Annotated in this window: 21 protein-coding genes; 14 read left to right on the forward strand and 7 right to left on the reverse strand. The window is 69.6% G+C overall.

The features are described from left to right. Position 1 precedes the first annotated feature (1 nt). The 4 genes from AC1DS4_RS02105 to AC1DS4_RS02120 are packed head-to-tail and all read right to left on the reverse strand — an operon-like array spanning position 2 to position 5,004. Positions 2-1,075, reverse strand: a complete 1,074-nt coding sequence (locus AC1DS4_RS02105) for an ABC transporter permease (protein WP_477612789.1) — start codon at positions 1,073-1,075, stop codon at positions 2-4. 6 nt (positions 1,076-1,081) lie between these two features. Further along, complete coding sequence (locus AC1DS4_RS02110) at positions 1,082-2,164, reverse strand: ABC transporter ATP-binding protein (RefSeq protein ID WP_477612790.1); 1,083 nt, start codon at positions 2,162-2,164, stop codon at positions 1,082-1,084. Next, positions 2,161-3,195, reverse strand: a complete 1,035-nt coding sequence (locus AC1DS4_RS02115; protein ID WP_477632094.1) for an ABC transporter ATP-binding protein — start codon at positions 3,193-3,195, stop codon at positions 2,161-2,163. The genes AC1DS4_RS02110 and AC1DS4_RS02115 overlap by 4 nt, the downstream gene beginning before the upstream one ends. A gap of 9 nt (positions 3,196-3,204) precedes the next feature. Then, the gene (locus AC1DS4_RS02120; protein ID WP_477632095.1) at positions 3,205-5,004 is read right to left on the reverse strand and encodes an ABC transporter substrate-binding protein; all 1,800 of its coding nucleotides are present in this window, start codon (positions 5,002-5,004) and stop codon (positions 3,205-3,207) included. A 242-nt stretch (positions 5,005-5,246) separates the two neighbouring features. Between AC1DS4_RS02120 and AC1DS4_RS02125 the strand changes: the two genes are divergently transcribed. The 10 genes from AC1DS4_RS02125 (at position 5,247) to AC1DS4_RS02170 (ending at position 14,822) form a co-directional block, all read left to right on the forward strand. Beyond that, positions 5,247-5,930 (forward strand): response regulator, encoded by a 684-nt coding sequence (locus AC1DS4_RS02125; protein WP_477645980.1) that lies wholly within the window; start codon positions 5,247-5,249, stop codon positions 5,928-5,930. Between the two features lie 54 nt (positions 5,931-5,984). Further along, positions 5,985-7,319: an ATP-binding protein gene (locus AC1DS4_RS02130; RefSeq protein ID WP_477624731.1), complete on the forward strand. Its 1,335-nt coding sequence runs from the start codon at positions 5,985-5,987 to the stop codon at positions 7,317-7,319. After that, entirely contained in the window at positions 7,288-7,902 is a 615-nt protein-coding gene (locus AC1DS4_RS02135) for a hypothetical protein (RefSeq protein ID WP_477624732.1), read from the forward strand. The genes AC1DS4_RS02130 and AC1DS4_RS02135 overlap by 32 nt, the downstream gene beginning before the upstream one ends. A gap of 128 nt (positions 7,903-8,030) precedes the next feature. Beyond that, complete coding sequence (locus AC1DS4_RS02140; protein WP_477632096.1) at positions 8,031-8,813, forward strand: DUF4184 family protein; 783 nt, start codon at positions 8,031-8,033, stop codon at positions 8,811-8,813. Positions 8,814-8,871: 58 nt separating this feature from the next. Continuing rightward, positions 8,872-9,336 carry a PPOX class F420-dependent oxidoreductase gene (locus AC1DS4_RS02145; protein WP_477612797.1) on the forward strand — a complete coding sequence of 155 codons (465 nt, stop codon included), beginning with the start codon at positions 8,872-8,874 and terminating at the stop codon, positions 9,334-9,336. 123 nt (positions 9,337-9,459) lie between these two features. Beyond that, positions 9,460-9,816, forward strand: coding sequence for a hypothetical protein (locus AC1DS4_RS02150; RefSeq protein WP_477612798.1), 357 nt, complete (start codon positions 9,460-9,462; stop codon positions 9,814-9,816). A gap of 32 nt (positions 9,817-9,848) precedes the next feature. Beyond that, on the forward strand, positions 9,849-11,039 hold the full coding sequence (coaE, locus tag AC1DS4_RS02155) for a dephospho-CoA kinase (protein ID WP_477632097.1): 1,191 nt from the start codon (positions 9,849-9,851) through the stop codon (positions 11,037-11,039). Positions 11,040-11,097: 58 nt separating this feature from the next. Then, positions 11,098-13,206, forward strand: coding sequence for an excinuclease ABC subunit UvrB (gene uvrB / locus AC1DS4_RS02160; protein WP_477612800.1), 2,109 nt, complete (start codon positions 11,098-11,100; stop codon positions 13,204-13,206). Further along, positions 13,203-13,547, forward strand: a complete 345-nt coding sequence (locus AC1DS4_RS02165) for an MmcQ/YjbR family DNA-binding protein (RefSeq protein ID WP_477612801.1) — start codon at positions 13,203-13,205, stop codon at positions 13,545-13,547. Before uvrB ends, AC1DS4_RS02165 begins: the two co-directional genes overlap by 4 nt. A gap of 270 nt (positions 13,548-13,817) precedes the next feature. Continuing rightward, positions 13,818-14,822: a TerC/Alx family metal homeostasis membrane protein gene (locus AC1DS4_RS02170; RefSeq protein ID WP_477632292.1), complete on the forward strand. Its 1,005-nt coding sequence runs from the start codon at positions 13,818-13,820 to the stop codon at positions 14,820-14,822. On the opposite strand, the gene AC1DS4_RS02175 is transcribed toward AC1DS4_RS02170, so the two are convergent. Beyond that, positions 14,811-15,683, reverse strand: a complete 873-nt coding sequence (locus tag AC1DS4_RS02175; RefSeq protein WP_477632098.1) for an EamA family transporter — start codon at positions 15,681-15,683, stop codon at positions 14,811-14,813. The genes AC1DS4_RS02170 and AC1DS4_RS02175 overlap by 12 nt on opposite strands. 232 nt (positions 15,684-15,915) lie before the next feature. On the opposite strand from AC1DS4_RS02175, the gene AC1DS4_RS02180 reads away from it, so the two are divergent. The 3 genes from AC1DS4_RS02180 (at position 15,916) to AC1DS4_RS02190 (ending at position 18,094) form a co-directional block, all read left to right on the forward strand. Continuing rightward, positions 15,916-16,548, forward strand: coding sequence for a sensor histidine kinase (locus AC1DS4_RS02180; protein ID WP_477632099.1), 633 nt, complete (start codon positions 15,916-15,918; stop codon positions 16,546-16,548). Further along, complete coding sequence (locus tag AC1DS4_RS02185; protein WP_477612804.1) at positions 16,545-17,195, forward strand: response regulator; 651 nt, start codon at positions 16,545-16,547, stop codon at positions 17,193-17,195. The genes AC1DS4_RS02180 and AC1DS4_RS02185 overlap by 4 nt, the downstream gene beginning before the upstream one ends. Before the next feature lie 224 nt (positions 17,196-17,419). Then, a complete protein-coding gene (locus tag AC1DS4_RS02190; RefSeq protein WP_477612805.1) occupies positions 17,420-18,094 on the forward strand; it encodes a response regulator in 675 nt (224 codons plus the stop codon). On the opposite strand, the gene AC1DS4_RS02195 is transcribed toward AC1DS4_RS02190, so the two are convergent. Together AC1DS4_RS02195 and AC1DS4_RS02200 are read right to left on the reverse strand one after the other, a co-directional pair. Continuing rightward, on the reverse strand, positions 18,091-18,867 hold the full coding sequence (locus AC1DS4_RS02195) for a maleylpyruvate isomerase family mycothiol-dependent enzyme (protein WP_477632100.1): 777 nt from the start codon (positions 18,865-18,867) through the stop codon (positions 18,091-18,093). The genes AC1DS4_RS02190 and AC1DS4_RS02195 overlap by 4 nt on opposite strands. Then, positions 18,864-20,678 (reverse strand): glycoside hydrolase family 15 protein, encoded by a 1,815-nt coding sequence (locus AC1DS4_RS02200; protein WP_477632101.1) that lies wholly within the window; start codon positions 20,676-20,678, stop codon positions 18,864-18,866. Before AC1DS4_RS02200 ends, AC1DS4_RS02195 begins: the two co-directional genes overlap by 4 nt. A gap of 246 nt (positions 20,679-20,924) precedes the next feature. Here AC1DS4_RS02200 and uvrA point away from each other — a divergent pair, with 246 nt between their 5' ends. Further along, positions 20,925-24,065 carry an excinuclease ABC subunit UvrA gene (uvrA, locus tag AC1DS4_RS02205; RefSeq protein ID WP_477632293.1) on the forward strand — a complete coding sequence of 1,047 codons (3,141 nt, stop codon included), beginning with the start codon at positions 20,925-20,927 and terminating at the stop codon, positions 24,063-24,065. Positions 24,066-24,123 lie beyond the last annotated feature (58 nt).

Consider the following 24,123-nt stretch of genomic DNA (forward strand, 5'->3'; position numbering starts at 1 on the left):
CTCACTTCGCCATGAGCCGGGCAGCGCGCGGGTCGAAGGCGTCCCGGATCCCGTCGCCCAGCAGGTTGAAGGCGAGGGTGGTGACCAGCAGGGCGGCGCCCGGGAAGACCACGAACCACCATGAGGTCGTGTAGTAGTTCTGGGCCTCGCTGATCATCCCGCCCCAGTCGGCAGTCGGTGGCGCCAGCCCGAGACCCAGGAACGACAGCGTCGCCTCGACGACGATCACCACCGGGATCAGCAGCGAGGCGTAGACGATGACGGGGGCAAGGACGTTCGGAAGGATGTCGACGAACATGATCCGCGAGTTGGAGGCGCCGAGCGACCGGGCCGCCTCGACGAACTCGCGTTCGCGCATCGACAGCACCTGTCCCCGCACGATGCGGGCGACCGACGCCCAGCTGAAGAACCCGATGACCAGGACGGTGACGATCAGGCTGGGACCGGTGATGGACACCAGGGCGATGGCGACGAGCAGGAAGGGCACCGACAGGACGACGTCGATCAGTCGAGCCAGGACCGTGTCCACGATTCCCCCGAGGAACCCTGCCGCAAGCCCGATGACCACGCCGATGACCACGGTCAGCGCCGTCGATGCGACACCGACGAGCAGCGAAATGCGCGAGCCGTAGGCGATCCGCACGAGGATGTCCCTGCCGAGGTCGTCGGTGCCGAGCCAGAACTCGCTGGACGGCCCCCGCGGGAGGCCCTCCGGCGTGAGGCCGGTGGTGCGGTACTGCTCGTTGACGGGGTGCCCGGTGATCATCGCGGCCAGCGGCGCGAGGAACGCCATCAGCACGATGACCACGATGACGACCAACGAGATCATCGCCACCCGGTCTCTCCGCAGGCGCTGCCAGGCGAGCTGCCACGGAGTGCGGCCCTGGATGCTCCCGACGCCCCGGGCTTGGCCCGCGCCGGGGTCGCCTGCGCTGCCGTCGCCGGGCCCACGGGCGGGACGGCCGGAGCCGCTGCCGAGGGCGTCAGGATCGAAGGCGGCGGAACCCACGGCGGCAGGACCGGAGGCCTCAGGGGAGGGACGTCCGACCGCCGCCGTGCCCTTCATGTCGCTCATGCCGACTCAGCCTCCTGTGGATGGTGCGACCCGATGGTGCGACGACGTGTCGATCTCGGTGTCCTCGACGCGGGGGGTGGCGAGTGAGAGGTCCTCGCCGACCTCCAGCGGGTGCAGGCACGCCGTCTGGTGCGCGGTGCCGTCACCGAGCACCGGAACCAGCGGAGGGTCGGTGACGGCGCAGTCCTCGCGAGCCTTGGGGCAACGGGTGTGGAACCGACAGCCCGAGGGCGGGTTCGTCGGAGTGGGCAGGTCCCCGACCAGCACGATGCGTTCGCGACTGTCCGCCACGTCGGGGTCGGCGTGCGGCAGGGCCGACAGGAGCGAGCGGGTGTAGGGATGGCGGGTGCGGTTGAACAGCTGCTCCGCGGGGGCGAGCTCGGCGATCTTGCCCAAGTGCATCACGGCGATCCGGTCGCTCACGTGCCTGATCACGGACAGGTCGTGCGAGATGAAGACGTAGGTGAGGCCGAAGTCGTCCTGGAGGTCGATCAGCAGGTTGATGATCTGCGCCTGGATCGACACGTCGAGAGCCGACACCGGCTCGTCGCAGATCACCAGCTTGGGCCGCAGGGCAAGCGCCCTCGCCACTCCGATGCGCTGGCGTTGCCCACCGGAGAACTCGGCCGGGAACCGGTTGTAGTGCTCAGGGTTGAGCCCGACGCGCTCCATGAGCTCTTGCACGTTGCGCTTGCGCTCGTCGGCAGACCCGATCCCATGGATGACGAACGGGTCACCGATGATCGACCCGACGCGACGGCGAGGGTTCAACGAGCCGTAGGGGTCCTGGAAGATCATCTGGATGTCCTGGCGCAGCGGGCGCATCTCCCGTCCCGAGAGCGAGGTGATGTCGCGGTCCTCGAACAGGACGGAGCCCGAGGTCAGGTCGTAGAGCCGAGCCAGGCACCGCGCCAGCGTCGACTTGCCGCACCCGGTCTCACCGACGAGTCCGAGGGTCTCCCCGCGCCGCACGTCCAGGGTTACGCCCGCGACCGCCTGCACCACGTCGTGCTGCCGCCGCCAGCCCGCCGATCGGACCGGGAAGGACTTCGTCACGTCCTGGGCCCGAAGGAGCACCTCGGACCTCATGGCCGGGCCCCCGTCGGAGCGGGCGAGACACCACCGGTGTCGAGGGGTCGGCTGGTACGGCGCCCCTGGGCGTCGTCCGGCAGCCAGCACGCCGACTGGTGCAGGGGATCGTCGTGAACCGTGTCGAGCGGTGGGGTGGCGCCCCAGCACCGCCCGAACGCATAGCGGCAGCGGGGGGCGAAGGGGCACCCCACAGGGAGTCCGATGAGCGAGGGAGGTGCCCCCGAGATGGGGGTGAGCCTGGCCCCGGGACCGCCCTGTGACGGCAGCGACGCGAGGAGGCCCTCGGTGTAGGGGTGGTGGTTCCGGTAGAACAACGTCCGCCGCGGCGCGCGCTCCATGACCGACCCGGCATACATCACCACGACCTCGTCGGCCATCTCGGCGACCACGCCGAGGTCGTGGGTGATCAGGATGATCGCCGTTCCAAAGCGCTCCTGGAGACTGCGCATCACGTCGAGCACCTGAGCCTGGACGGTCACGTCCAGGGCGGTGGTCGGCTCGTCGGCGATGAGCAGCGCAGGGTCGAGGGCCATCGCCATGGCGATCATGACGCGCTGGCGCATCCCGCCGGAGAACTGGTGTGGGTAGTCGTGGATCCGACTGGAGGCACGGGGGATTCCGACGAGGGTCAGCAGCTCGGCCGCGCGTTGCTGGGCCGCCGACTTGGAGACCTGACGATGCGCGCGGATCATCTCCACGATCTGCCATCCCACGGTGTAGTAGGGGTGCAGGCTCGAGAGCGGGTCCTGGAAGATCATGCCGATCTGGTCGCCGCGGACCCGGCGGAGCACCTCCGGGTCGGCGCCGATCAGGTCGATGCCGTCGAACCGCGCCGACCCGCTGACCTGGGCGCCGCGGGTCAGTCCGGCGATGGTCTGCGTCGCGACGCTCTTGCCCGAGCCGGACTCTCCGACGATGGCGAGCGTGCTGCCACGTTCGACGTCGAAGGAGAGTCCGCGCACGGCCTGGACGACACCGTCGGCGGTGGTGAAGGCGACCTTCAGGTCACGAACCTCCAACAGTGCCATGGTGTTTGCCTACCCGCCCTGCTTGCCTGCGGTCAGCCAGACGTTCGCAGGGTCGAAGTTCTGGAAGGCCGGGATGTAGACGCCGTTCTGCACCTGGCTCGCCCGGTAGTTGGGGTTCAGGGAGTTGGTGATGGGGAAGAACACCGCGTCCTCCATGACCTGGTGGTCGGCCTTGGCCCACAGCTCCTTGGCCTCCTGCTCGGTCTTGGCGTTGGACGCCTGCACGATGAGGGCGTTGGTCGCCGGGCTGTTGTAGAACCCGAAGTTGCTGCCGATCGGCGGGTAGGCGGCCTGACCGAAGTAGAGCGGCTTGAAGAACGACAGGGCCGCGTTGCCGTACCAGTCCGCGCCCCAACCAGAGGGGGCGATGTCCCACACGCCGCGTTGCGCGACCGTCGGCACCTGGAGGTACTTGGTGTAGAAGTCCGCGTTCGGCGAGGGGACGCCGACGACCTTCACGCCGATCTTGGACAGGTCCTGCTGCACGGTCTGGAACGACTTGCTCTGCCCCTCGGACGCGTTGCGGTAGAGCATCTTGATGGTGAGCCCGTTGGGGTAGCCGGCCTGGGCCAGCATCGACTTCGCCTTGGCCGGATCGGTGGGGTAGAGGTCGAAGTCCTGCTCACCTCCGACGATGTTGGACGGGAGCACGTGGGTCAGCGGAGGGGCGATCTTGGGCCCACCGAGCACCTGGATGATGTTGGCCCGGTTCAGCCCGTAGGACAGCGCCTGCCGGACCTCCTTCTTCTGGAGCGCCTTGTTGCTGTTCGGCGACACCGTGTTGAAGACCAGGTACGGGTTGCTGGACGAGCCCTCGCCGAGGTTGAGGTTCGGGTCCTTCTTGGCGATGAGAGCGGGCAGCTGGGACGGCGGGACGAACGCGTCGAACTCGAGGTCCGCGCTGGGGGTGCCGGTCTGCAGCTGCTGCTGGATCGAGTCCTGGCTGACGGTCTCGTTGATCACGATCTTGTCGACGTATGCCTTGCGGATCGGGTCGGAGGCCGCGTCCCACGCCGTGTTGCGGCTGAACGTGATGTTCTTCGTGGCCGTGTAGGAGTCGATCTTGTACGGCCCGTCGGAGATCGTGTGGGCGGCCAGCTCCGGGCTCGCGGGCAGGTAGGCGTCCCACTCCTTGGGGGCCGGGGAGAACGCAGGAAGGGTCAGCATGTCGACGAAGTAGCTCGCCGGGTGGGTGAGGGTGAACACGACGGTCTCGTCGTCCTTCGCGGTCACGCCCGCCACCGGGGTCTTGTCGACGTATGCCGCGAGGGCAGCGGGCGTCTTGCCCACCTTCGCGAACCCGTCGCAGAACGACTGGAAGCCGACGATGAGGTCGGCGTAGTCGGGCAGGCCGCCGAAGGGCTGCACCGGGTTGCAGGTGCGCTTCACCCCGCGCACCATGTCCTGCGCCGTCACCTGACGGGCCGGGGTGGTGTTCCACTTGGCGCCCTGGCGGATGCTGATCGTGTAGGTCTTGCCGTCGGCACTGATGCCTTTGCCCTCGGTGGGGAGGGCGGTGGCCAGGTCGGGTGCCGCCTTGGTGACCTGACCCTCGATGGCCGGGTAGGTGAACAGCTGCCGGCTCCACAGCCTGAGCGCCATGTAGCCGGCCGAGTAGTAGCTGATGTTGGGATCCATGTAGTCGACGTCGCCGGCGCCGAGGATGTTGAGCGTCCCGCCCTTGGCGACGGCGCCGCTGGAGCTGGACGAGCCTGACGCGGTGCCGTTGTTGTTGGCGCAGGCCGCCAGTCCGAGACTCGCAGTGCAGACGGTTGCCACCGCTGCGAGCCGACGTGTCCTGGGGATCATCACATCCTCCTCGGATGGGTAGACGGATCCGGTTTGAAGGGGCATGGCCTGCCGGTCGCGCCGGACAGGTCGACTGCGAACCTAGGCACTCGGGAGGGTGCCCGGCGGGCCTTCGACTCGACCGTCACGGGACTGCAAGGGGCTCGTCATGGACCATGGCCCTTCATGACGATTACGTGACGGAACGCCATGTCCGAGAGGACTTCCGGACGGACCTCGTGAGCCGGTGTGATACTGGCGAGGTGACGCGACGCGTGTTGCTCGTGGAGGACGACGCCCGAGTTCGCCGCGTCCTGCGCCTCGCCCTGGAGGACGAGGGGTACCACGTCTCGGAGGCGGCGACGGGGGAGCAGGGTCTGGCCGACCTGCCGCGCGAGGAACCCGACGTCGTGCTCCTCGACGTGATGCTCCCGGACATGGATGGCTTCTCCGTGTGTCGCGAGATCCGGCACCGGAGCAACGTGCCGGTGATCATGGTGACCGCCCGCTCGGACAGCCACGRCGTCGTGGCTGGGCTCGAGGCCGGTGCCGACGACTACGTCACGAAACCCCTTGTCGCCAAAGAGCTTTCAGCGAGGATCCGTGCCCTCCTCCGTCGGGTGGAGCCCGCGGTGGACCACCGCCCGCGCCGTCCAGTCCTGGGCGACCTGTCGATCGGGCTGGACGACGGCGTGGTGCTCCGCGACGGCGAGCCGGTCGCGTTGACCCGCACCGAGTTCCGCCTGCTCGCGGAGCTGGCCGTGGCCGAGGGCCGCATCCTCAGCCGCGAGGACCTGCTCGACAAGGTGTGGGGCTACGGCTACTTCGGCGACTCGCGGATCGTCGACGTCCACATTCGTCGGTTGAGGACGAAGGTCGAGCGCGACCCTGCGAGTCCCCGCCACGTGGTGACTGCCCGCGGCCTGGGCTACCGGCTGGCCGGTTAGGTGGGGCGCGGTCCGCGCACGTCGCGCCGGGTGCTTGCGACGCGACGGGTCGGGGTGCGTGGCCGCGTCACGCTCGGGTTCGGGGTGCTGGCCCTCGGTCTGTCTGCGCTCCTGTCCGGACTGGCCTGGACGCTGGTGACCCGCACCATGGTGTCGCAGACCGAGCAGACCGCACTGGTCGAGACGGCGCTGGATCGCGGCGAGGTGGAGAACGCGCTCTCGACCGGAGCCACCGGCCTCCCTGCCGTCCTGGAGGGAGTGCCGGGGACGGACTCCGCCGCGGTGCTCGCCCAGGTGGACGGGCGGTGGTACGCGACGTCCCCCAGCCTGGGCCCGGCGAGCCTGCCCGGCGGGCTCGTGACGATGGTGAGCGGCGGCCAGGGTGCGACCCAGCGCATCCGGGTGGACGGCACCCTGCACCTCGCGGTCGGGTTGCCGCTCTCGGGAGGGAGGGGTAGCTACTTCGAGGTCTACTCCCTCAGTGAGATGCAGCGCACGGCTCGCGTCCTGTCACTCGGCCTCGTGGCGGCGGCCATCGTCACCGTCCTCATGGGGCTGGGAGTGGGGCGGTTCGCCAGTCGGCTCGCGCTGCGCCCTCTCACCGAGCTGAACCGGGTGGCCGCGGACGTGGCAGCGGGCCGGCTCTCCACACGCCTGGATGCCGACGGCGACCCGGACCTCGAGGAGCTCGCCGGTTCGTTCAACCAGACCGTCGAGGACCTGCAGCGCCACGTCGTCGCCGATGCGCGGTTCGCCGTCGACGTGAGCCACGAGCTGCGCACGCCCATGACCACCATGCTCAACTCGATGCAGGTGATCCAGAACCGCCGGGACCAGCTTCCCGAGTCGGTCCGCGAGCCGGTCGAGCTGCTGGCGGACGAGCTGGAGCGGTTCCGCGCCCTGGTCGTCGACCTGCTCGAGATCTCGCGGCACGACGCGGGCGACCAGGTGGTCCGGGAGACCGTGCGGATGGGCGACCTCGTCCGCCGGGCCGCCGATGCGGCTGCAGGCCGGGAGGTCACGTCGGTCGACGAAGCCGTGGCCGGGCTGACGATGGACGTCGACAAGCGACGCCTCGAACGCGTCGTCGCCAACCTGGTCGGCAATGCGGAGACGCATGGAGGCGGGTGCACGGGGGTGCGCGTCGAGCGTGGGGCGCACGGGCTGCGTGTGGTCGTCGAGGATGCCGGGCCCGGAATCGCGCCCGAGCGGCGGTCGCGGGTGTTCGAGCGCTTCGCGCGCGGAGGCTCGAACGAGCGCACAGGAGTCGGGCTCGGGCTGGCGATCGTGCAACGGCACGTGGCGCTGCACGACGGTCAGGTGCTCGTCGAGGAGACCCCCGGGGGAGGTGCCCGCTTTGTCGTCGAGCTACCGACCGCCACCTCGTGACGGGGTATGCCGCGGTGTCATCCGCGGTGCCGCCGTCGCCTTCGCCGTCATGGTCACCTGCGGCCTTGGGCTGTCGGCGTGTTCGATCGGTACCCAGTCCGCCCCGGTGCCCGCTGTGGCCCCCACGGCCTCCGCATCCTCGTCCGGTCCGAGCCGTCAGGGTGTCCCACTGACCATCCAGGTCTACCTGGTGCAGGGGGACCGCCTGGCTCGGCTGACGCGAACCGTCCCCCCTGGCGCGGGGCTGGAGCCGTCCTTCGTGGGGTTGGCGACGCCCATCACCGCGACCATGTCGGCGGCGGGGATCCGCAGCGCGCTGCCCCTGGCCAGCACTCCGCTTCGCGGCACCGTGGAAGACGGGGTCGCACGGATCGAGCTGCCCACGGGGTTCGAGCGCATCTCCGTGCACGAGCAGTCGCTGGCCATGGCCCAGCTCGTGTTCACGGTGACGGCCAACAGCCTGGCGACAAGCGTCCAGCTGGTCCAGGGGGCCAGGGCCCTGCCCATGCCCGACCCGAGCGGACAGCTGGTCACGCGGCCCGTGACCCGAGTCGACTACGCCGCCTACAACCCGCCCGGCTGACGCCTGCCGACGACCGCGGACGCCTGCTGACGCCTGCCGACGACCGCGGACGACCGCCGCGATCTGACGAGGTGGGCTGGCCCGCGGCGGCGCGGCGGTGCAGTGGCCGGGGGGTTAGGGTTCCCCGCATGCCGTTCACGCTGAGCCACGTGGCGGCGGTGCTCCCCGTCGTCGGACGCAGGCACACCGCCCGGGTCGTCCCCGCCGCGTGGGTCATCGGGTCGATGGTGCCGGACATCCCGTGGTTCTTCACCGGCGGCAGAGGGGCTGCCTTCCTGCACTCGTGGCCGGGACTGGTCACGGCCGACCCCGTCCTCGGGCTGGCCCTCCTCACGCTGTGGCGGGGCGCGCTGTTCGCGCCGGTCCGAGACCTGCTTCCGCCGGTGGTCGGTCTTCGTCTCCCGACCCCCGAGCCGCTGAGGTCGACCCGATGGGGATGGGCGCTGCTCGGCGTCGTCCTCGGAGCGACAACGCATCTGGTCTGGGACGACTTCACCCATGAAGGCCGGTGGGCGGTGGCCCGAATCGGCTGGCTGCACACCGAGCACGCCGGGCTCCTCGGGGCGCAGTGGGCGCAGCTGGCCAGCGGGCTGGTCGGGGGAGCCGTGCTCCTCGTGGTCTGCCTGAGGCTGCTCGTCGCTGCCACGCCGGGTGCCGACCGCGGCTGGGTGTCTCCGGCCCAGAGGCGGCAGGCAGCTGCGACCGTGGTGGCCGTGGCGGTGCTCGGGGCGGCCGGTGGCGCCTTCTCCGCGAGGGGCCTCGACGTCGAGGTCGCGCTGTTCCGGGCCGTCACGCGTGGTGGCGCCGCGGCGGCCGGTGTGTCGCTCCTGGTCTGCCTGGCCTGGTGGCTGCGGCGCCCGCGCCGTCCGGCGGGGGAACGGCTGGTGAGCTCGGCTGCGGCACGAAGGTGAGCACCCGGCATACCTGACTGGGGAGGCGCAACGTCTCACGGTGGGTAGCGTGCAGGTCATGGGACGCACCATTGCCACGAACACGACCGTCGACCGAGAGGGCCTGCTGGACTTCGTCCGGCCCCGACACCAGATGCTGGTCATCACCAGCCGGGCGGACGGGCGGCCCCAGGCCTCGCCCGTGACGGGTGGAGTCGACGACAGCGGACGCATCGTGATCTCCAGCTATCGCGATCGCGCCAAGACGGCCAACGCGCGCAAGCGCCCGGCCGTGAGTGTCGTCGTGCTGTCCGACGACTTCGGTGGGGCGTGGGTGCAGGTCGACGGCGACTGCGAGGTGCTCGACGCCCCCGACTCGGTCGAGCCCCTGGTCGAGTACTTCCGCAACATCTCCGGCGAGCACCCCGACTGGGCCGAGTACCGTCAGGCCATGGTCCACCAGGACAAGTCGATCCTGCGCATCACGCCGACTCGCTGGGGGCCCGTCGCGACGGGAGGCTTCCCCGCCCGCTTGGCCGACTGAGGGCCGCAGCTCGGACCGGAAGGTGCTCGGTCACGGTTGCGCGACGAAGCTCCCGAAAAGCCCGCGGAGCCTGACGAGGTGCCAGTACCGTTCTGGGCCATGGATGTGGGCAGGTTGCGGTCCGTGCTCGTGTGGTCAGGCAAGTTCGTCGTCGCGTTCGCCAGCGTGCCCAGCTGGGTGCTCAGTGCCTACTTCCTGCAGTGGTTCTGGCCGGGCGCCAAGCTGGGTCAGACCTGTGACCTGGTCCGTCAGCCCTGGTGCAGACCGGGCAACGGCATGCCTCAGTACATCATTGTGGCGGTCCTCGTCGGCGTGGCCAGCGTCCTCCTGCTGACCGCCGTCCTGAACGCCTTGACCGCACTCGGACCCCGCGGCAGCTGGTTCGCCGCCTGCGTCTGCGCCGTGCTGAGCGGCGCTGCTGTCACCGTCGTGCCGGCCCTGCTCGAGCCGCACGCTCCGCACTGGTGGTTCGCCGCCTGACGGCCCGGAGCCGTGCGGATAGGGTGGGTGACATGTTGCGCGTGGGCCTCACCGGAGGCATCGGGTCGGGGAAATCCACTGTGGCACAACGACTTTCGGAACTCGGCGCGGTCGTCATCGATGCTGACGTCCTCGCCCGCGAGGTGGTCGCGCCCGAGAGCTCGGGCCTCGAGGCGATTGTCGGCCGCTTCGGCGACGGTGTCCTCGATGACGCCGGTGCCCTCAACCGTCCCGCCCTCGGTGCCATCGTGTTCGCCGACGAGCAGGCACGACGCGACCTCGAGGGCATCACCCATCCACTGATCGCGCGCCGGACGGCTGAGCTCGTGGCGGCCGCGCCGGAGGGTGCAGTGGTGGTCCATGACGTCCCGCTGCTCGTGGAGAAGGGCTACGGGCCCGGGTACCACCTCGTGGTGGTCACAGGGGCTGACATCCAGACCCGGGTCAAGCGGCTCATGCACACGCGAGGGATGACCGAGACCGAAGCCCGCAGCCGGATCGCGGCCCAGACCACCGACGAGGAGCGTCGCGCGGCGGCCGACGTCTGGCTCGACAACGACGGGCCGAAGGACGACCTGCTCACGGCTGTCGACGTGCTGTGGCACGAGCGCCTGGTGCCGTTCGAGGAGAACGTCCGCGGCGGCATCCGCGCAGCGAGGGCCGAGAGGCCTGCGCTGGTAGCGAGCGATCCGACGTGGCCGACCCAGGCACGGCGGCTGCTCGCGCGGCTGCGGCTGGCGTTCGGTGATGCGCAGGTGACGATGGACCACATCGGCAGCACCGCCGTCCCGGGTCTCCTCGCCAAGGACGTCATCGACCTCCAGGTGGGCGTCCGGTCGCTCGACGACGCCGACGACCCGGACCTGGTGGACCGGTTGACCAGGGCGGGATTCCCACGTCCTGACGGGGACTGGGCCGACAACGCCAAGGACGGCAGGAGCTGGCCCAAGCGGTTCCACGGCACCGCCGACCCGGGTCGCATCGCCCACGTGCACGTGCGGGAGGTCGGGAGCCCGGGATGGCGGTGGGCACTGGTGTTCCGTGACTGGATGCGTGCGGTGCCCGAGGCGCGCCAGGAGTATGCCGCGGAGAAGCGCCGCCTCGCCGCCACCGGTCTGGGGACGAGCGAGTATGCCGCCGCGAAGGAGCCGTGGTTCGACTCCGTCCACGAGCGGGTCGAGGCCTGGGCGCGCGAGACCGGGTGGGAGCCCCCACGCGGCTGAGGACGGGAGGGGGACCGCCGGACAGGGCACTGTCGGCGGGTCCGCCTACGCTGGACGCATGCGTCCCACGACTGACCTGCAGCGCACGGTCGCCCCGTTCGAGGTCGTCTCCGAGTTCTCGCCCGCGGGAGACCAGCCCACTGCCATCGCCGAGCTCACGACCCGGATCAGGGCGGGGGAGAAGAACACCGTCCTGCTCGGTGCCACCGGCACCGGCAAGTCGGCCACGACCGCCTGGCTGATCGAGCAGGTGCAGCGGCCGACCCTGGTGATGGCCCCCAACAAGACGCTGGCGGCGCAGCTCGCCAACGAGTTCCGCGAGCTGCTGCCCAACAACGCCGTCGAGTACTTCGTGTCCTACTACGACTACTACCAGCCCGAGGCCTACATCCCGCAGACGGACACCTACATCGAGAAGGACTCCTCGATCAACGACGAGGTCGAGCGGCTGCGGCACAGCGCGACGAACTCGCTCCTGACCCGTCGCGACGTCATCGTCGTCGCCTCGGTGTCCTGCATCTACGGCCTGGGCACACCACAGGAGTACGTCGACCGCATGGCCCGGCTACGCGTCGGCCAGGAGGTCAACCGCGACGACCTGCTGCGACGCTTCGTCCAGATGCAGTACACCCGCAACGACCTGGCGTTCACCCGAGGGACCTTCCGGGTCCGTGGCGACACCGTCGAGATCATCCCCGTCTACGAGGAGCTCGCCGTCCGCATCGAGTTCTTCGGCGACGAGATCGAGCGCATCTACACGCTCCACCCGGTGAGCGGCGAGATCATGCGCGAGGAGCAGGAGATGTACGTCTTCCCGGCGACCCACTACGTCGCCGGGCCCGAGCGGATGGAACGGGCGATCCGCGGCATCGAGCTCGAGCTCGCCGACCAGCTCGCGGCGTTCGAGAAGCAGGGCAAGCTGCTCGAGGCCCAGCGGCTGCGCATGCGGACCACCTATGACATCGAGATGATGCGCCAGGTCGGCTCGTGCTCGGGCATCGAGAACTACTCCATGCACATCGACGGTCGAGGTCGCGGGACGGCGCCCAACACCCTGCTCGACTACTTCCCCGAGGACTTCCTCCTCGTCATCGACGAGTCCCACGTCACCGTGCCTCAGATCGGTGCGATGTACGAAGGCGACATGTCGCGCAAGCGCCAGCTCGTCGACCACGGCTTCCGGCTCCCGTCCGCCATGGACAACCGTCCCTTGCGCTGGGAGGAGTTCCTCGGCCGGATCGACCAGACCGTCTACCTGTCCGCCACGCCGGGTCCCTACGAGCTGGCCCAGAGCGAGGGGATCGTCCAGCAGATCATCAGGCCGACCGGCCTGGTGGATCCCGAGGTCATCCTCAAGCCCACCAAGGGTCAGATCGACGACCTGCTCCACGAGATCGGCGAGCGCACCAAGGTCAACGAGCGCGTCCTCGTGACGACCCTGACCAAGAAGATGGCCGAGGACCTCACCGACTACCTCCTCGACAAGGGGGTTCGGGTCCGCTACCTGCACAGCGAGGTGGACACCCTGCGCCGCGTCGAGCTGCTCCGTGAGCTGCGGATGGGGGAGTACGACGTCCTCGTCGGGATCAACCTGCTGCGCGAGGGCCTTGACCTGCCGGAGGTGTCGTTGGTGAGCATCCTCGACGCCGACAAGGAGGGATTCCTGCGCTCGGCCAGGTCGCTCATCCAGACCATCGGGCGCGCCGCGCGCAACGTGTCCGGTCAGGTGCACATGTACGCCGACAAGATCACGCCGTCCATGCAGGAGGCCATCGAGGAGACGCAGCGCCGCCGCGAGATCCAGATCGCCTACAACCTCGAGGCCGGCGTCGACCCCCAGCCGCTGCGCAAGAAGATCGCCGACATCACCGACCTGCTCCAGCGCGAGGACGCCGACACCGAGGCCCTGATCGGCTCGGGACGCAGCCAGTCGCGGGGCAAGGGCGGCGGACGCGGAGGCCGCGGAGCGGTCCAGGCCGACGCGGGTGTGGCCACCGACCGGCTGCGCAACCTGCCCGCCAACGACCTGGCCAACCTCATCCAGGAGCTGTCCACCCAGATGCACCAAGCAGCGGCCGACCTGCACTTCGAGCTGGCCGCACGGCTGCGCGACGAGATCGGCGACCTGAAGAAGGAGCTGCGGCAGATGTCCGAGGCCACCAAGTGACGCCGGACCAGCTGCGCGAGCACTGCCTGGCCAAGCCCGGGGCGTGGGTGGACCAACCGTGGGAGGGCGACTTCGTCGCCAAGGTCGGCGACAAGATCTTCGCCTTCATGGGCGACGAGTCGGTCGGGCTCAAGTGCGGCGCGAACCGGACCGAGGCCGACGAGTGGGTCCTGCAGTACCCCGACGACGCCTCGGTGATGGCCTACATCGGCAGGTCCGGCTGGAACACGCTGCGCCTGGGTGGTGCGATCGCCGACGACGAGCTCCGTGAGGCCGTCGACGCGTCCTACGACACGATCGTCGCCAAGCTGCCCAAGTCACGACGGCCCCAGCAGGCCTGACCGCGCCCAGCCGATGGATGGGACGGCGGCGTCCCGAGTTGGGTTTGCGGGTCGGAGTCTGGGACACTGGCTCCAGATCATCGGAGGGGAGTATCCCCACGCGGTGTCCTCGTCATCACGGTCGCTCGTCGCACGGCTCACGCAGCCACGCGGCATACCGACCCGGGGAGCCGGTCCGCACCTGTCTGGGGCGGGAGAGACCTCCGGCCACCTCGTCGTGACCGGAAGGTTCCCACTGTGACCGCGTTCGTTGCCACCACTGCCACCCGGATGGAAGTCCCCACCTGGGTCTGGTCCCTCACCGTCGGCCTGATGGCCGCCGTCCTCCTCTTCGACGTCTTCATCATCGCGCGGCGCCCGCACGTGCCGTCGACGAAGGAGGTCAGCGTCTCGCTGGTCTTCTACATCGGCGCAGCGGTGCTGTTCGGGCTGGGCGTGTGGTGGTTCACCCACGACCAGGCCGGCGCCAAGTTCATGACCGAGTACTACGCGGGCTGGCTGACCGAGTACTCGCTGTCCATCGACAACTTGTTCATCTTCCTGCTGATCATGGCCAGGTTCGGCGTCCCCGAGAAGCTCCAGCAGTCGGCCCTGCTCATCGGCATCATCATCGCCATCGTCCTGCGCGGGATCTTCATCGCCGCCGGTGCGGCCGCGATCGACCGGTTCTCCTGGGTCTTCTACATCTTCGGTGCCTTCCTCATCTACACCGCCGTCAAGCTCGCCAAGGAGGGCGAGACCGACGACGACGAGTACGAGGAGAACCGCTTCATGAAGTTCGTCGAGCGCCGCTTCCCGGCGACCGACCAGTACGCCGGCGCCAAGCTGTTCACCCGCATCGACGGCAGGAAGCTGGCCACCCCCATGTTCATCGTCATCATGGCGCTGGGCACCACGGACCTGCTGTTCGCACTCGACTCGATCCCGGCGATCTACGGCCTGACCAAGGAGCCCTACCTGGTCCTTACAGCCAACCTGTTCGCCCTGATGGGCCTGCGCCAGCTGTACTTCCTCATCGGTGGCCTGCTCAAGAAGCTCGTCTACCTCAGCCTGGGGCTCGCCGTCCTCCTGGCCTTCATCGGGCTCAAGCTCGTGCTGCACGCGCTGCACGAGAACGAGCTGCCCTTCATCAACGGAGGTGAGCACGTGACCGCCGCCCCGGACATCCCGATCTCGGTCTCGCTGGGTGCGATCGTCGTCATCCTCGGCGTCACGACCGTCGCGAGCCTGCGCAAGTCCCGCAAGGACGAGCGGGAGCGGCTCTCAGCCTCCTGACGCGGCAGGGTCCTTGCGCTGGCCGGCGCCCATGACCAGGGCGCTGGCCACGACCACGAGCGCCATTCCGGCCAGCTGCGGCTGGGTCAGCCGTTGTCCGAGGACGACCAGACCGGCAAGGGCGGCTGCGGCCGGCTCGAGGCTGAGCAGGATGCCGAAGACCCGCGGACTCAGGTGCCGCAGGGCGGCCAGCTCGAGCGAGTACGGCAGCACCGAGGACAGCACGGCGATGCCCAGCCCCTTGGCCACCGACTCGGGGGACCAGGAGGGCGCGCTCGCCACGCCGAACGGCAGCGTGACCACCAGTGCGACGGCCATGGCGAGGGCAAGCCCTTCGAGCTTGGGAAACTCCCGCCCCGCGCGACCACTGGCGAGGATGTATGCCGCCCAGCAGGCCCCCGCGAGGGCGGCCAGCCCCAGCCCGGTCCACTCCATGTCCGCGAGGGGGATGTCGAGGGCTTGGGAGATGAGCACCACGCCGACGGCGGCTGCGGCCACGGCGGCGAGGTCGCGCAGCCGTCGCGACAAGGCCGTCGCGAGGGCCAACGGGCCGAGGAACTCGACCGTCACCGCGACCCCGATCTGCAGGTGCGCGAGCGAGGAGTAGAACGCGAGGTTCATCAGGCCCAGGGCGAAGCCGAACGCCAGCACGGTCGACCACGCAGTGCGGCTGTGACCGCGGACGCGCGGACGCGCGATGGCCCAGAGGATGGCCGTGGCGAACAGGAGGCGGAGGGTGACCGAGCCTCCCGCACCGATCTCGGGGACCAGGGTGGCCGCCAGCGCGCCACCGAACTGCACCGAGACGATGGCGGCGAGGACGAGGAGCAACGGCCGAGCCGGGGTCCGTGTCGCCACCATGGTTGGCGACTCTAGTGAGGTGAGGAGGGGGCACCTCCACTCGACCGTCGCAGGGCACGGGACGCACTGCACGGCCAGAGCAGGCAACCGGCAAGTATTGGCGAGGTCACCTAGTCCCTAATGACTATTGCTGCCCGTCTTTTTGAACTCATACCGTTGACGAGTCGCGGAACCACAAGGAGACCTCACAGGGGGTGCTGGTCTCCGGTCTGCGGGGTTGTGAGGGACATACATGGCTGCTTTTCTTGAAGATCGCCAGCGCCCAGTCGCTGGCGGGGAGATCGACACCGTACGAGCGCTGCTGCACGACCTGCGTCAACCGTTGGCCGCGATCCTGCTCCTGGCAGGCACCGAGGGCGGGGACGTCGGTCGCAAGATGGACGGTATCGCCGGACAGGCGCGTTGGCTCGCCGAGCTGGTCGAGACGAGCCTCAGCGAGGCCGCGGCCGACGAGGTCACGAGCACCGACCTGGCGGCTGTCGCGACCCGGGCGGTGGCCCGGGCTCGCGCCACGGCGAGCTGCGAGATCACGATCGATGCGAGCGGAGCGCTCGAGGCGTGGGCTCGGCCGGTCGCCTTGAGCCGGGCGCTGGCCTGCGTGCTCGACAATGCAGTGCGTGCCGCTGGCGACGGGGGCCACGTTCACGTTGACGCCTACGCCGACCGCGATGGCGCTCACATCATGGTGACCGACGACGGCCCCGGCCTCGGCAAGGTGACCGCCCGCACGTCGCTGGGCCTGACCACCACCAGGGCGATGGTGGCCGCCTGTCACGGATCCTTCACGCTGCACGCGGCGGACGGTGGTGGCACGGTGGGTGAGATCTGCCTCGCCCAGACCGAGCTCGGGCTGGTGGCGTCATGAGGATCGTCGTCTGTGACGACCACCTGCTGCTCCTTGAGGCGCTCGGTCTCGCACTGGGTGCCCGCGGACACGAGGTGGTCGCCCTGGCCGGCACGCCGGAGGAGGCGGTCAGCGCCGTGGCGATGCACCGTCCCGACGTGTGCCTGCTCGACGTCAACTTCCCCGGCGGGAGCTCGGTCTCCGCGATCCACGTGATCCGTGAGATCTCGCCCGAGACCAAGGTCGTGATGCTGTCGGCCGAGGCCGACCACTCGATCGTGGGCCGGGCCATCGCCGAAGGTGCGTCGGGCTACGTGGGCAAGGAGAAGCCCATCGTCGAGATCGTCGAGATGCTGGACCGCGCCGTCCGTGGCCAGCTCGCCGTCGAGCCGTCACTGCTGCAGCGGGCCCTGCGCCCGTCGAAGTCCACCGACGACCCGCTGTGGGCCCTGCAGTTCCTGACCGACCGCGAGTGGCAGGTCATGCGTTGCATCATGGACGGCCAGACCACCGAGGAGATGGCGACGTCCCTCGGCGTCCAGCGCAGCACGGCCCGCACCCACGTCCAGAACCTGCTCACCAAGCTGGGGGTCCACTCGAGGCTCCAGGCGGCGGCCCTGATGTCGGCGCACGGTTCCCAGGAGTCCTGGCCGGCCCACTTGCGCTGAGCGTCACCCGGGCCGTCGTCTCGACGGACGGCGTCGTGCGAACCGACGGCAACGTCCGGACGGACGGAATCGTGTGGACGGACGGCGTCGTCCGAACCGGCGACGTCGTCCGAACGGACGGCGTCGCATGGACGTAACGGACTAGTCCGGTCACCCTTTTGACGTAGGACGACCTCCGGCACGGGCCGGTTTTGTCCGCTCTGCCGGTGCGTCACCGTGGGGCCATGCCAGCCCCCGTGCGCGTGTTGCTCGTGGATGACCACCAGGTGTTCGTGGACGCCCTGGCCATCTGTCTGGGGGACTACCCGGACATCGTGGTGCAGGGTTCTGCGACCAGCGTCACCCAGGCCCTGCGGCGCCTGGAGGAGGTCGAGTGCGACGTGGTCGTGCTCGACCTCGACCTGGCGGGCGAGGATGGCCTCCTGGTCGCCCGGGAGGCGTTGGTGACCAGGCCGTCGATGGGCATCGTCGTCGCCACGGGCGCGGCGGCGGGGGACCAGATCGTGGAGGCCGTCCAGCTGGGCGTCCGTGGCTGGGTCTCCAAGACGGAGACCGCCGAGGCGCTCGTGGACGCCATCCGCGGTGTGGCGCGGGGGGAGACCCGCATCCCGGCCGGCTTGCTGGCTGGAGTCCTGGTGGCGCTGTCCCGGGGACAGCGCACCACGGTCGAGCACGTCCAGGGGATCCGTGAGCTCACCGGGCGCGAGCTCGAGGTCCTCGGCTGCCTGGTCGAGGGCATGAGCCGAACCGAGATCGGGACCCTTCTGCACGTGTCCCCCAACACCGTGCGCACCCACGTCCAGAGCATCCTCCACAAGCTCAAGGTGCACTCAGCCCTGGCGGCGGTGGCCATCGCCCGGCGGGCCGGCATCTCGGGGGCGTCGCTCCCGATCCCCTAGGCCCCGGGAGGGAGTTCCGGAAGGCCCCCTTCCGCACTGACGCCGGCGTCGATGCGCCGGGCCAGCCAGAGGAGCACCCCGGGCCGCGAGCCGTGGATCTCGGTGGAACCCTCGCCGAGCATCCACTGGTCACCTTCAGACGTTCTCAGGTCCAGGGCTGGCGGGTGACCGCCCATGCGCAGCCTCGACACCGCATCGTCGATGAACCGGCGCAGCAGGTCCGGCTCGACATCGCCGAACCCGAAGCCGTCGTCGAGGTCGACGTGGTGGTAGACGACCTCGCGCAGCCGCACGAACGGCAGGGCCATCGGTGAGATCTTCAGGCCACCACGCATCTCGACCTCGTCGACGGCGAGCGACCCCGTGAGCTCGGCCAGCCGCGGCGCCAGAGCAGAAGCGGTGCGGGCGACGTCGTCGACGAAGACGCCGGCCGGGCGGCGGTCGTCGGATGAGGCCGGCCCTGCGCGCAGGGCGCCCTCCTCGATCTCGGCGTCACGGGCCGCGGTGCCTCCGGGATACATCTCCCGAGGATGTCCGTCCAGGGCCCACTCGGTGAGCCGCAGGATCGCGTCGGCGTTGCGGGCCACGTGGGTGAGGACGTGCGCGCGGCTCCAGCCCTCGCAGAGCGAGCTCGCCCCGACGTCACCGAGCTGGGTGGCGTGGTCCACGAGCAGCTGGGTATGCCGTGACAGGAGCCGGAGGTCCGTGTCGAGGTCGGCAGGGGAGCCCAGGCCACGGCCCGAGCCGGTACCGGCGGTGGTGGGGTCGGTCATGGCAGCTGTCCTCCCGCGCTGGCGGCCCCCTTCGCCTCGGCCTCGGCGAGGGCGTGGGCCGCGCCGATGAAGGTGAGGTGGGAGAAGGCCTGCGGAAAGTTTCCCACCATCCGCTTCTCGTGGGGGTCGTACTCCTCGGAGATCAGGCCCACATCGTTGAACAGCGCGACGAGACGGTCCATCAGGTCCCGGGCCTTCTCGACCTGTCCGCACACGGCATACGCGCTGACGAGCCACCACGAGCAGGCCAGGAAGGGGTGCTCGTCGCCGGCGAGGCCGTCCACACCGCTCTCGGTGCGGTAGCGCAGCAGGAAGCCTTCACGCACCAGGTCCTGCTCGATGGCGGCAACCGTGCCGAGGACGCGCGGGTCGTCAGGAGGGAGGAAGCCCACGAGGGGGATGAGCAGCAACGACGCATCGACCTCGGTCGTGTCGTAGTGCTGGGTGAAGGTGTTGCGCTCGGCGTTGAAGCCCTTGGTGAGGATCTCGTCGCGCACCTCGTCCCGGAGCTCGCGCCACCGCTCGACAGGGCCGTCGAGCCCCCACTTCTCGACTCCCCGGACCGCCCGGTCGAACGCCGCCCACACCATGACGCGGGAGTGGGTGAAGTGCCGCAGGGGGCCGCGGATCTCCCACAACCCGTTGTCCGGCTCCTGCCAGTGGCGCGCGAGGTTCTGGACGAGGGCACGCTGCATGGCCCACGACTGCGTCGACACCTCCAGCCCCCGCGCGCGGGCCTCGTCGAGGGCGATCATGACCTCGCCGAGGACGTCGGACTGGCGCTGGTCCACCGCCCCGTTCCCGATCCGGACGGGGGTCGAGCCGGCATACCCGGCGAGGTGGTCGAGCGTGCGTTCGGGTAGGCGACGGGATCCGTTGATGGTGTACATGATCTGCAGGTCCTCGGGGTCGCCGGCCACGGCACGCAGCAGCCAGTTGCGCCACAGGCGGGCCTCGTCGACGTACCCCGAGGCCAGCAGCGCCTCCAGCGTGAGGGAGGCGTCGCGCAGCCAGCAGTAGCGGTAGTCCCAGTTGCGCTCGCCGCCGAAGTCCTCGGGCAGGCTCGTGGTCGGCGCAGCGACGATGCCCCCGTAGCGCGAGTGCGTCATGCCACGCAGCGTCAGGAGCGACCTGACCACGAGCTCGCGATAGGGGCCCTCGTAGTCGCACCGGGCCGCCCACTCGTTGGACACCCGGATCGTCTCCGCGATCCTCGAGTCGATGTCCAGGGGTGGCGGCACCTGCTCGAACGAGGGGAACCACGTCGTCGAGAACGTGTGGGTCTCTCCGGCGGCGACGTCGAACTCGTCCTCGTGGTGCCCGTCACGGGCGTGGGGGAGCCGGCTGCCGCGCAGCACGAGCATGTCGGGCCCGGCGACCGCGGTGATGACGTCGCCGTCGAGGCGGTGTCCCACGCTGTGCGACACCCACGGGCGGACCTTGCCGTAGTCGAAGCGGACCACCCACTCGTGACACATCGTGACCGTGCCGCGCAGGCCCTCGACACTGCGGATGATGTCGGCCCGTCCGTCGCCCAGCGGCATCAGGTCCGTGACCATCACCGCGCCCGTGTCGGTCTCGTGGACAGTCTCCAGAACGAACGAGTTCTCGATGTATCGACGGGTGCTGCTGGCGGGTCCCTTGGGGCCGAGGAGCCAGCGCCCGTTGTCGGGGGTGCCGACCAGTGCGGCGAAGCAGGCGCTCGAGTCGAACCGGGGGAGGCACAGCCAGTCGATCGAGCCAGCGCGGCTCACGAGGGCAGCGGTCTCGGTGTCGCCGAGCACGGCGTACTCCTCGATGGGGGTGGTCATGCGACGACACCCCGAGGACCCGAGTGAGGGACGAGCGAGGCCCGGAGGGGCGAGGAGCCTGGCCGGTTGGGCGTGGTCATGCGACGACACCCCGAGGACCCGAGTGAGGGACGAGCGAGGCCCGGAGGGGCGAGGAGCCTGGCCGGTTGGGCGTGGTCATGACGAGAGGGTATGCCGCGTGCAGGGGTCCACGCGGGAGGTGCCGGGCCGGTGGCCGGGAGAGGGTTGTCGGTGCGGCCACCTACGATGGTGCGCGTGACTTCAGCCGTGCCCGCCCGCCGCCACCAGCACGACCAGCTCATCGTCCGGGGTGCCCGTGAGCACAACCTCAAGGATGTGTCGGTCGAGCTGCCTCGTGACTCGCTGATCGTCTTCACGGGTTTGTCAGGGTCCGGCAAGTCGTCCTTGGCCTTCGACACGATCTTCGCCGAGGGGCAACGTCGCTACGTCGAGTCCCTGTCCGCCTATGCCCGGCAGTTCCTGGGACAGATGGACAAGCCCGACGTCGACTTCATCGAGGGGCTCTCGCCGGCGGTCTCGATCGACCAGAAGTCGACCAACCGCAACCCGCGCTCGACGGTCGGCACGATCACGGAGGTCTACGACTACCTCCGCCTGCTCTTCGCGCGCGCGGGCCGTCCGCACTGCCCGGTGTGTGGCGAGCCGATCACCCGGCAGAGCCCCCAGCAGATCGTCGACCGCCTCCTGGAGCTGCCCGAGAAGACCCGGTTCCAGGTCCTCGCCCCGGTCGTCCGCGCCCGCAAGGGGGAGTACGTCGACCTCTTCGGCGAGCTCCAGAGCAAGGGCTTCTCGCGAGCCCGGGTCGACGGCGAGGTCGTGTCGCTGACCGATCCCCCCAAGCTGGAGAAGCAGGTCAAGCACACCATCGACGTCGTGGTCGACCGCTTGGTGGCCAAGGGCAACGACACCGGGGCCAAGCGGCGGCTCACGGACTCCGTCGAGACCGCCCTCGGGCTCGCCGGGGGTGTCCTCGTCGTCGACTTCGTCGACAAGGACTCCAAGGACCCTGAGCGTGAGCGACGCTTCTCCGAGCGGATGGCGTGCCCCAACGACCACCCGCTGGCGATGGACGAGGTCGAGCCTCGCTCGTTCTCGTTCAACAGCCCCTTCGGCGCCTGTCCGAAGTGCACGGGTCTGGGCACCGAGCTGGAGGTCGACCCCGAGCTGCTGGTCCCCGACGAGGACCTGACCCTTGCCGAGGGCGCGATCGCGCCGTGGGCGTCGACCAGCGGGTCCGCCGAGTACTTCCAGCGGGTCATGACGGCTCTGGGTGAGGACCTCAAGTTCACGATGGACACCCCTTGGCACGCACTGCCGGACCGCGCCAAGGAGGCGCTGCTGCACGGTCAGAACTACAAGGTCCACGTCCGCTACAAGAACCGCTACGGGCGGGAGCGGTCCTACACGACTGGCTTCGAGGGTGTGGTCCCCTTCGTGAAGCGTCGACACTCCGAGACCGACTCCGAGTGGAGCCGGGAGCGCTACGAGGGGTACATGCGCGAGGTGCCGTGCCCCGAGTGCGGTGGCGCCCGCCTCAAGCCCGAGTCGCTGGCCGTTCACATCGGGGGCCGCAGCATCTCGGCAATCTGTGCGCTGGCCATCGCCGACTGTGCGAAGTTCCTCAAGGAGGTCGACTTCACCGTCCGTGAACGGCAGATCGCCGAGCGGGTGATCAAGGAGATCGACGCGCGGCTCGGGTTCCTGCTCGACGTGGGGCTCGACTACCTCTCGCTCGACCGCCCGGCGGGCACGCTCTCCGGCGGCGAGGCCCAGCGGATCCGGCTCGCGACCCAGATCGGCTCGGGCCTGGTCGGAGTCCTCTACGTCCTCGACGAGCCGAGCATCGGTCTGCACCAGCGCGACAACCACCGGCTGATCGAGACGCTGACGCGGCTGCGCGACCTCGGCAACACGCTCATCGTCGTCGAGCACGACGAGGACACGATCGCCACTGCGGACTGGGTCGTCGACATCGGCCCGGGAGCCGGCGAGCACGGTGGGGTCGTCGTCCACTCGGGCACGGTCCAGGGACTGCTCGAGCACCAGGACTCGATCACCGGCAAGTACCTCTCCGGGCGCCTCGAGATCCCCATGCCCGCTCTGCGCCGACCCCAGGAGCGCGGGCGCGAGGTCACCGTCGTCGGGGCTCGCGAGCACAACCTGCACGGGGTCGACGTGTCGTTCCCGCTGGGCAACCTCGTGGCGGTCACCGGAGTCTCCGGCTCGGGCAAGTCGACGCTCGTCAACGACATCCTCTACAACGTCCTGGCCAACAAGCTCAGCGGTGCCCGCCACGTCCCGGGGCGGCACAAGACGGTCACGGGCCTGGACAACCTCGACAAGGTCGTCCACGTCGACCAGAGCCCGATCGGCCGCACGCCGCGGTCCAACCCGGCGACCTACACGGGTGTCTTCGACGCCGTGCGCAAGCTCTTCGCGACGACGACCGAGGCCAAGATCCGTGGCTACCAGCCCGGTCGGTTCTCGTTCAACGTCAAGGGCGGTCGCTGCGATGCCTGCTCGGGCGACGGCACCATCAAGATCGAGATGAACTTCCTCCCCGACGTCTATGTCCCGTGCGAGGTGTGCCATGGGGCGCGCTACAACCGCGAGACGCTCGAGGTCCACTTCAAGGGCAAGACGATCGCCGACGTCCTCGACATGCCGATCGAGGAGGCCGCCGACTTCTTCGCCGCGGTGCCCGGCATCGCTCGCCACATGAAGACGCTCAACGAGGTGGGGCTCGGCTACGTCCGACTCGGGCAGCCCGCACCCACGCTGTCCGGTGGTGAGGCGCAACGCGTCAAGCTGGCCGCCGAGCTGCAGAAGCGGTCCACGGGCCGGACCATCTACGTCCTGGACGAGCCCACCACGGGGTTGCACTTCGAGGACATCCGCAAGCTGCTCCTCGTCCTGCAGGGTCTGGTCGACAAGGGCAACACCGTGATCGTCATCGAGCACAATCTCGACGTCATCAAGAACGCCGACTGGATCGTCGACATGGGTCCCGAGGGCGGCAACGGCGGAGGTCGGGTCATCGCCGAGGGCACTCCCGAGCAGGTGGCCACGGTGGAGGACAGCTACACCGGGCAGTTCCTTGCGCCAATCCTGGCGCGCAGCGCGCGCACGCCGCAGCGAGCCACCGGGGCGGCCAAGCGCACCGCAGCTGCGGCCGCGCCGAAGAAGACCGCCACCACGAAGACCGCGACCACGAAGCCGGCAACCAAGGCGACTCCGAAGACGACGACTGCGAAGAAGGCGACCGCGAAGAAGGCGACGGCGAAGAAGGCGACCGCGAAAGCGGCCACGAAGCGCGCCGCCCCCAAGGTCACGTCGAAGTCCGCGAAAGCGACCTCCACGAGGTAGGCCCACCCCGCCGATGAAGGCTCCTGCGCGAACGGCCCCTCGGAAATCACCGAGGGGC

Source organism: Pedococcus sp. P3_C7 (genome assembly GCF_056402615.1).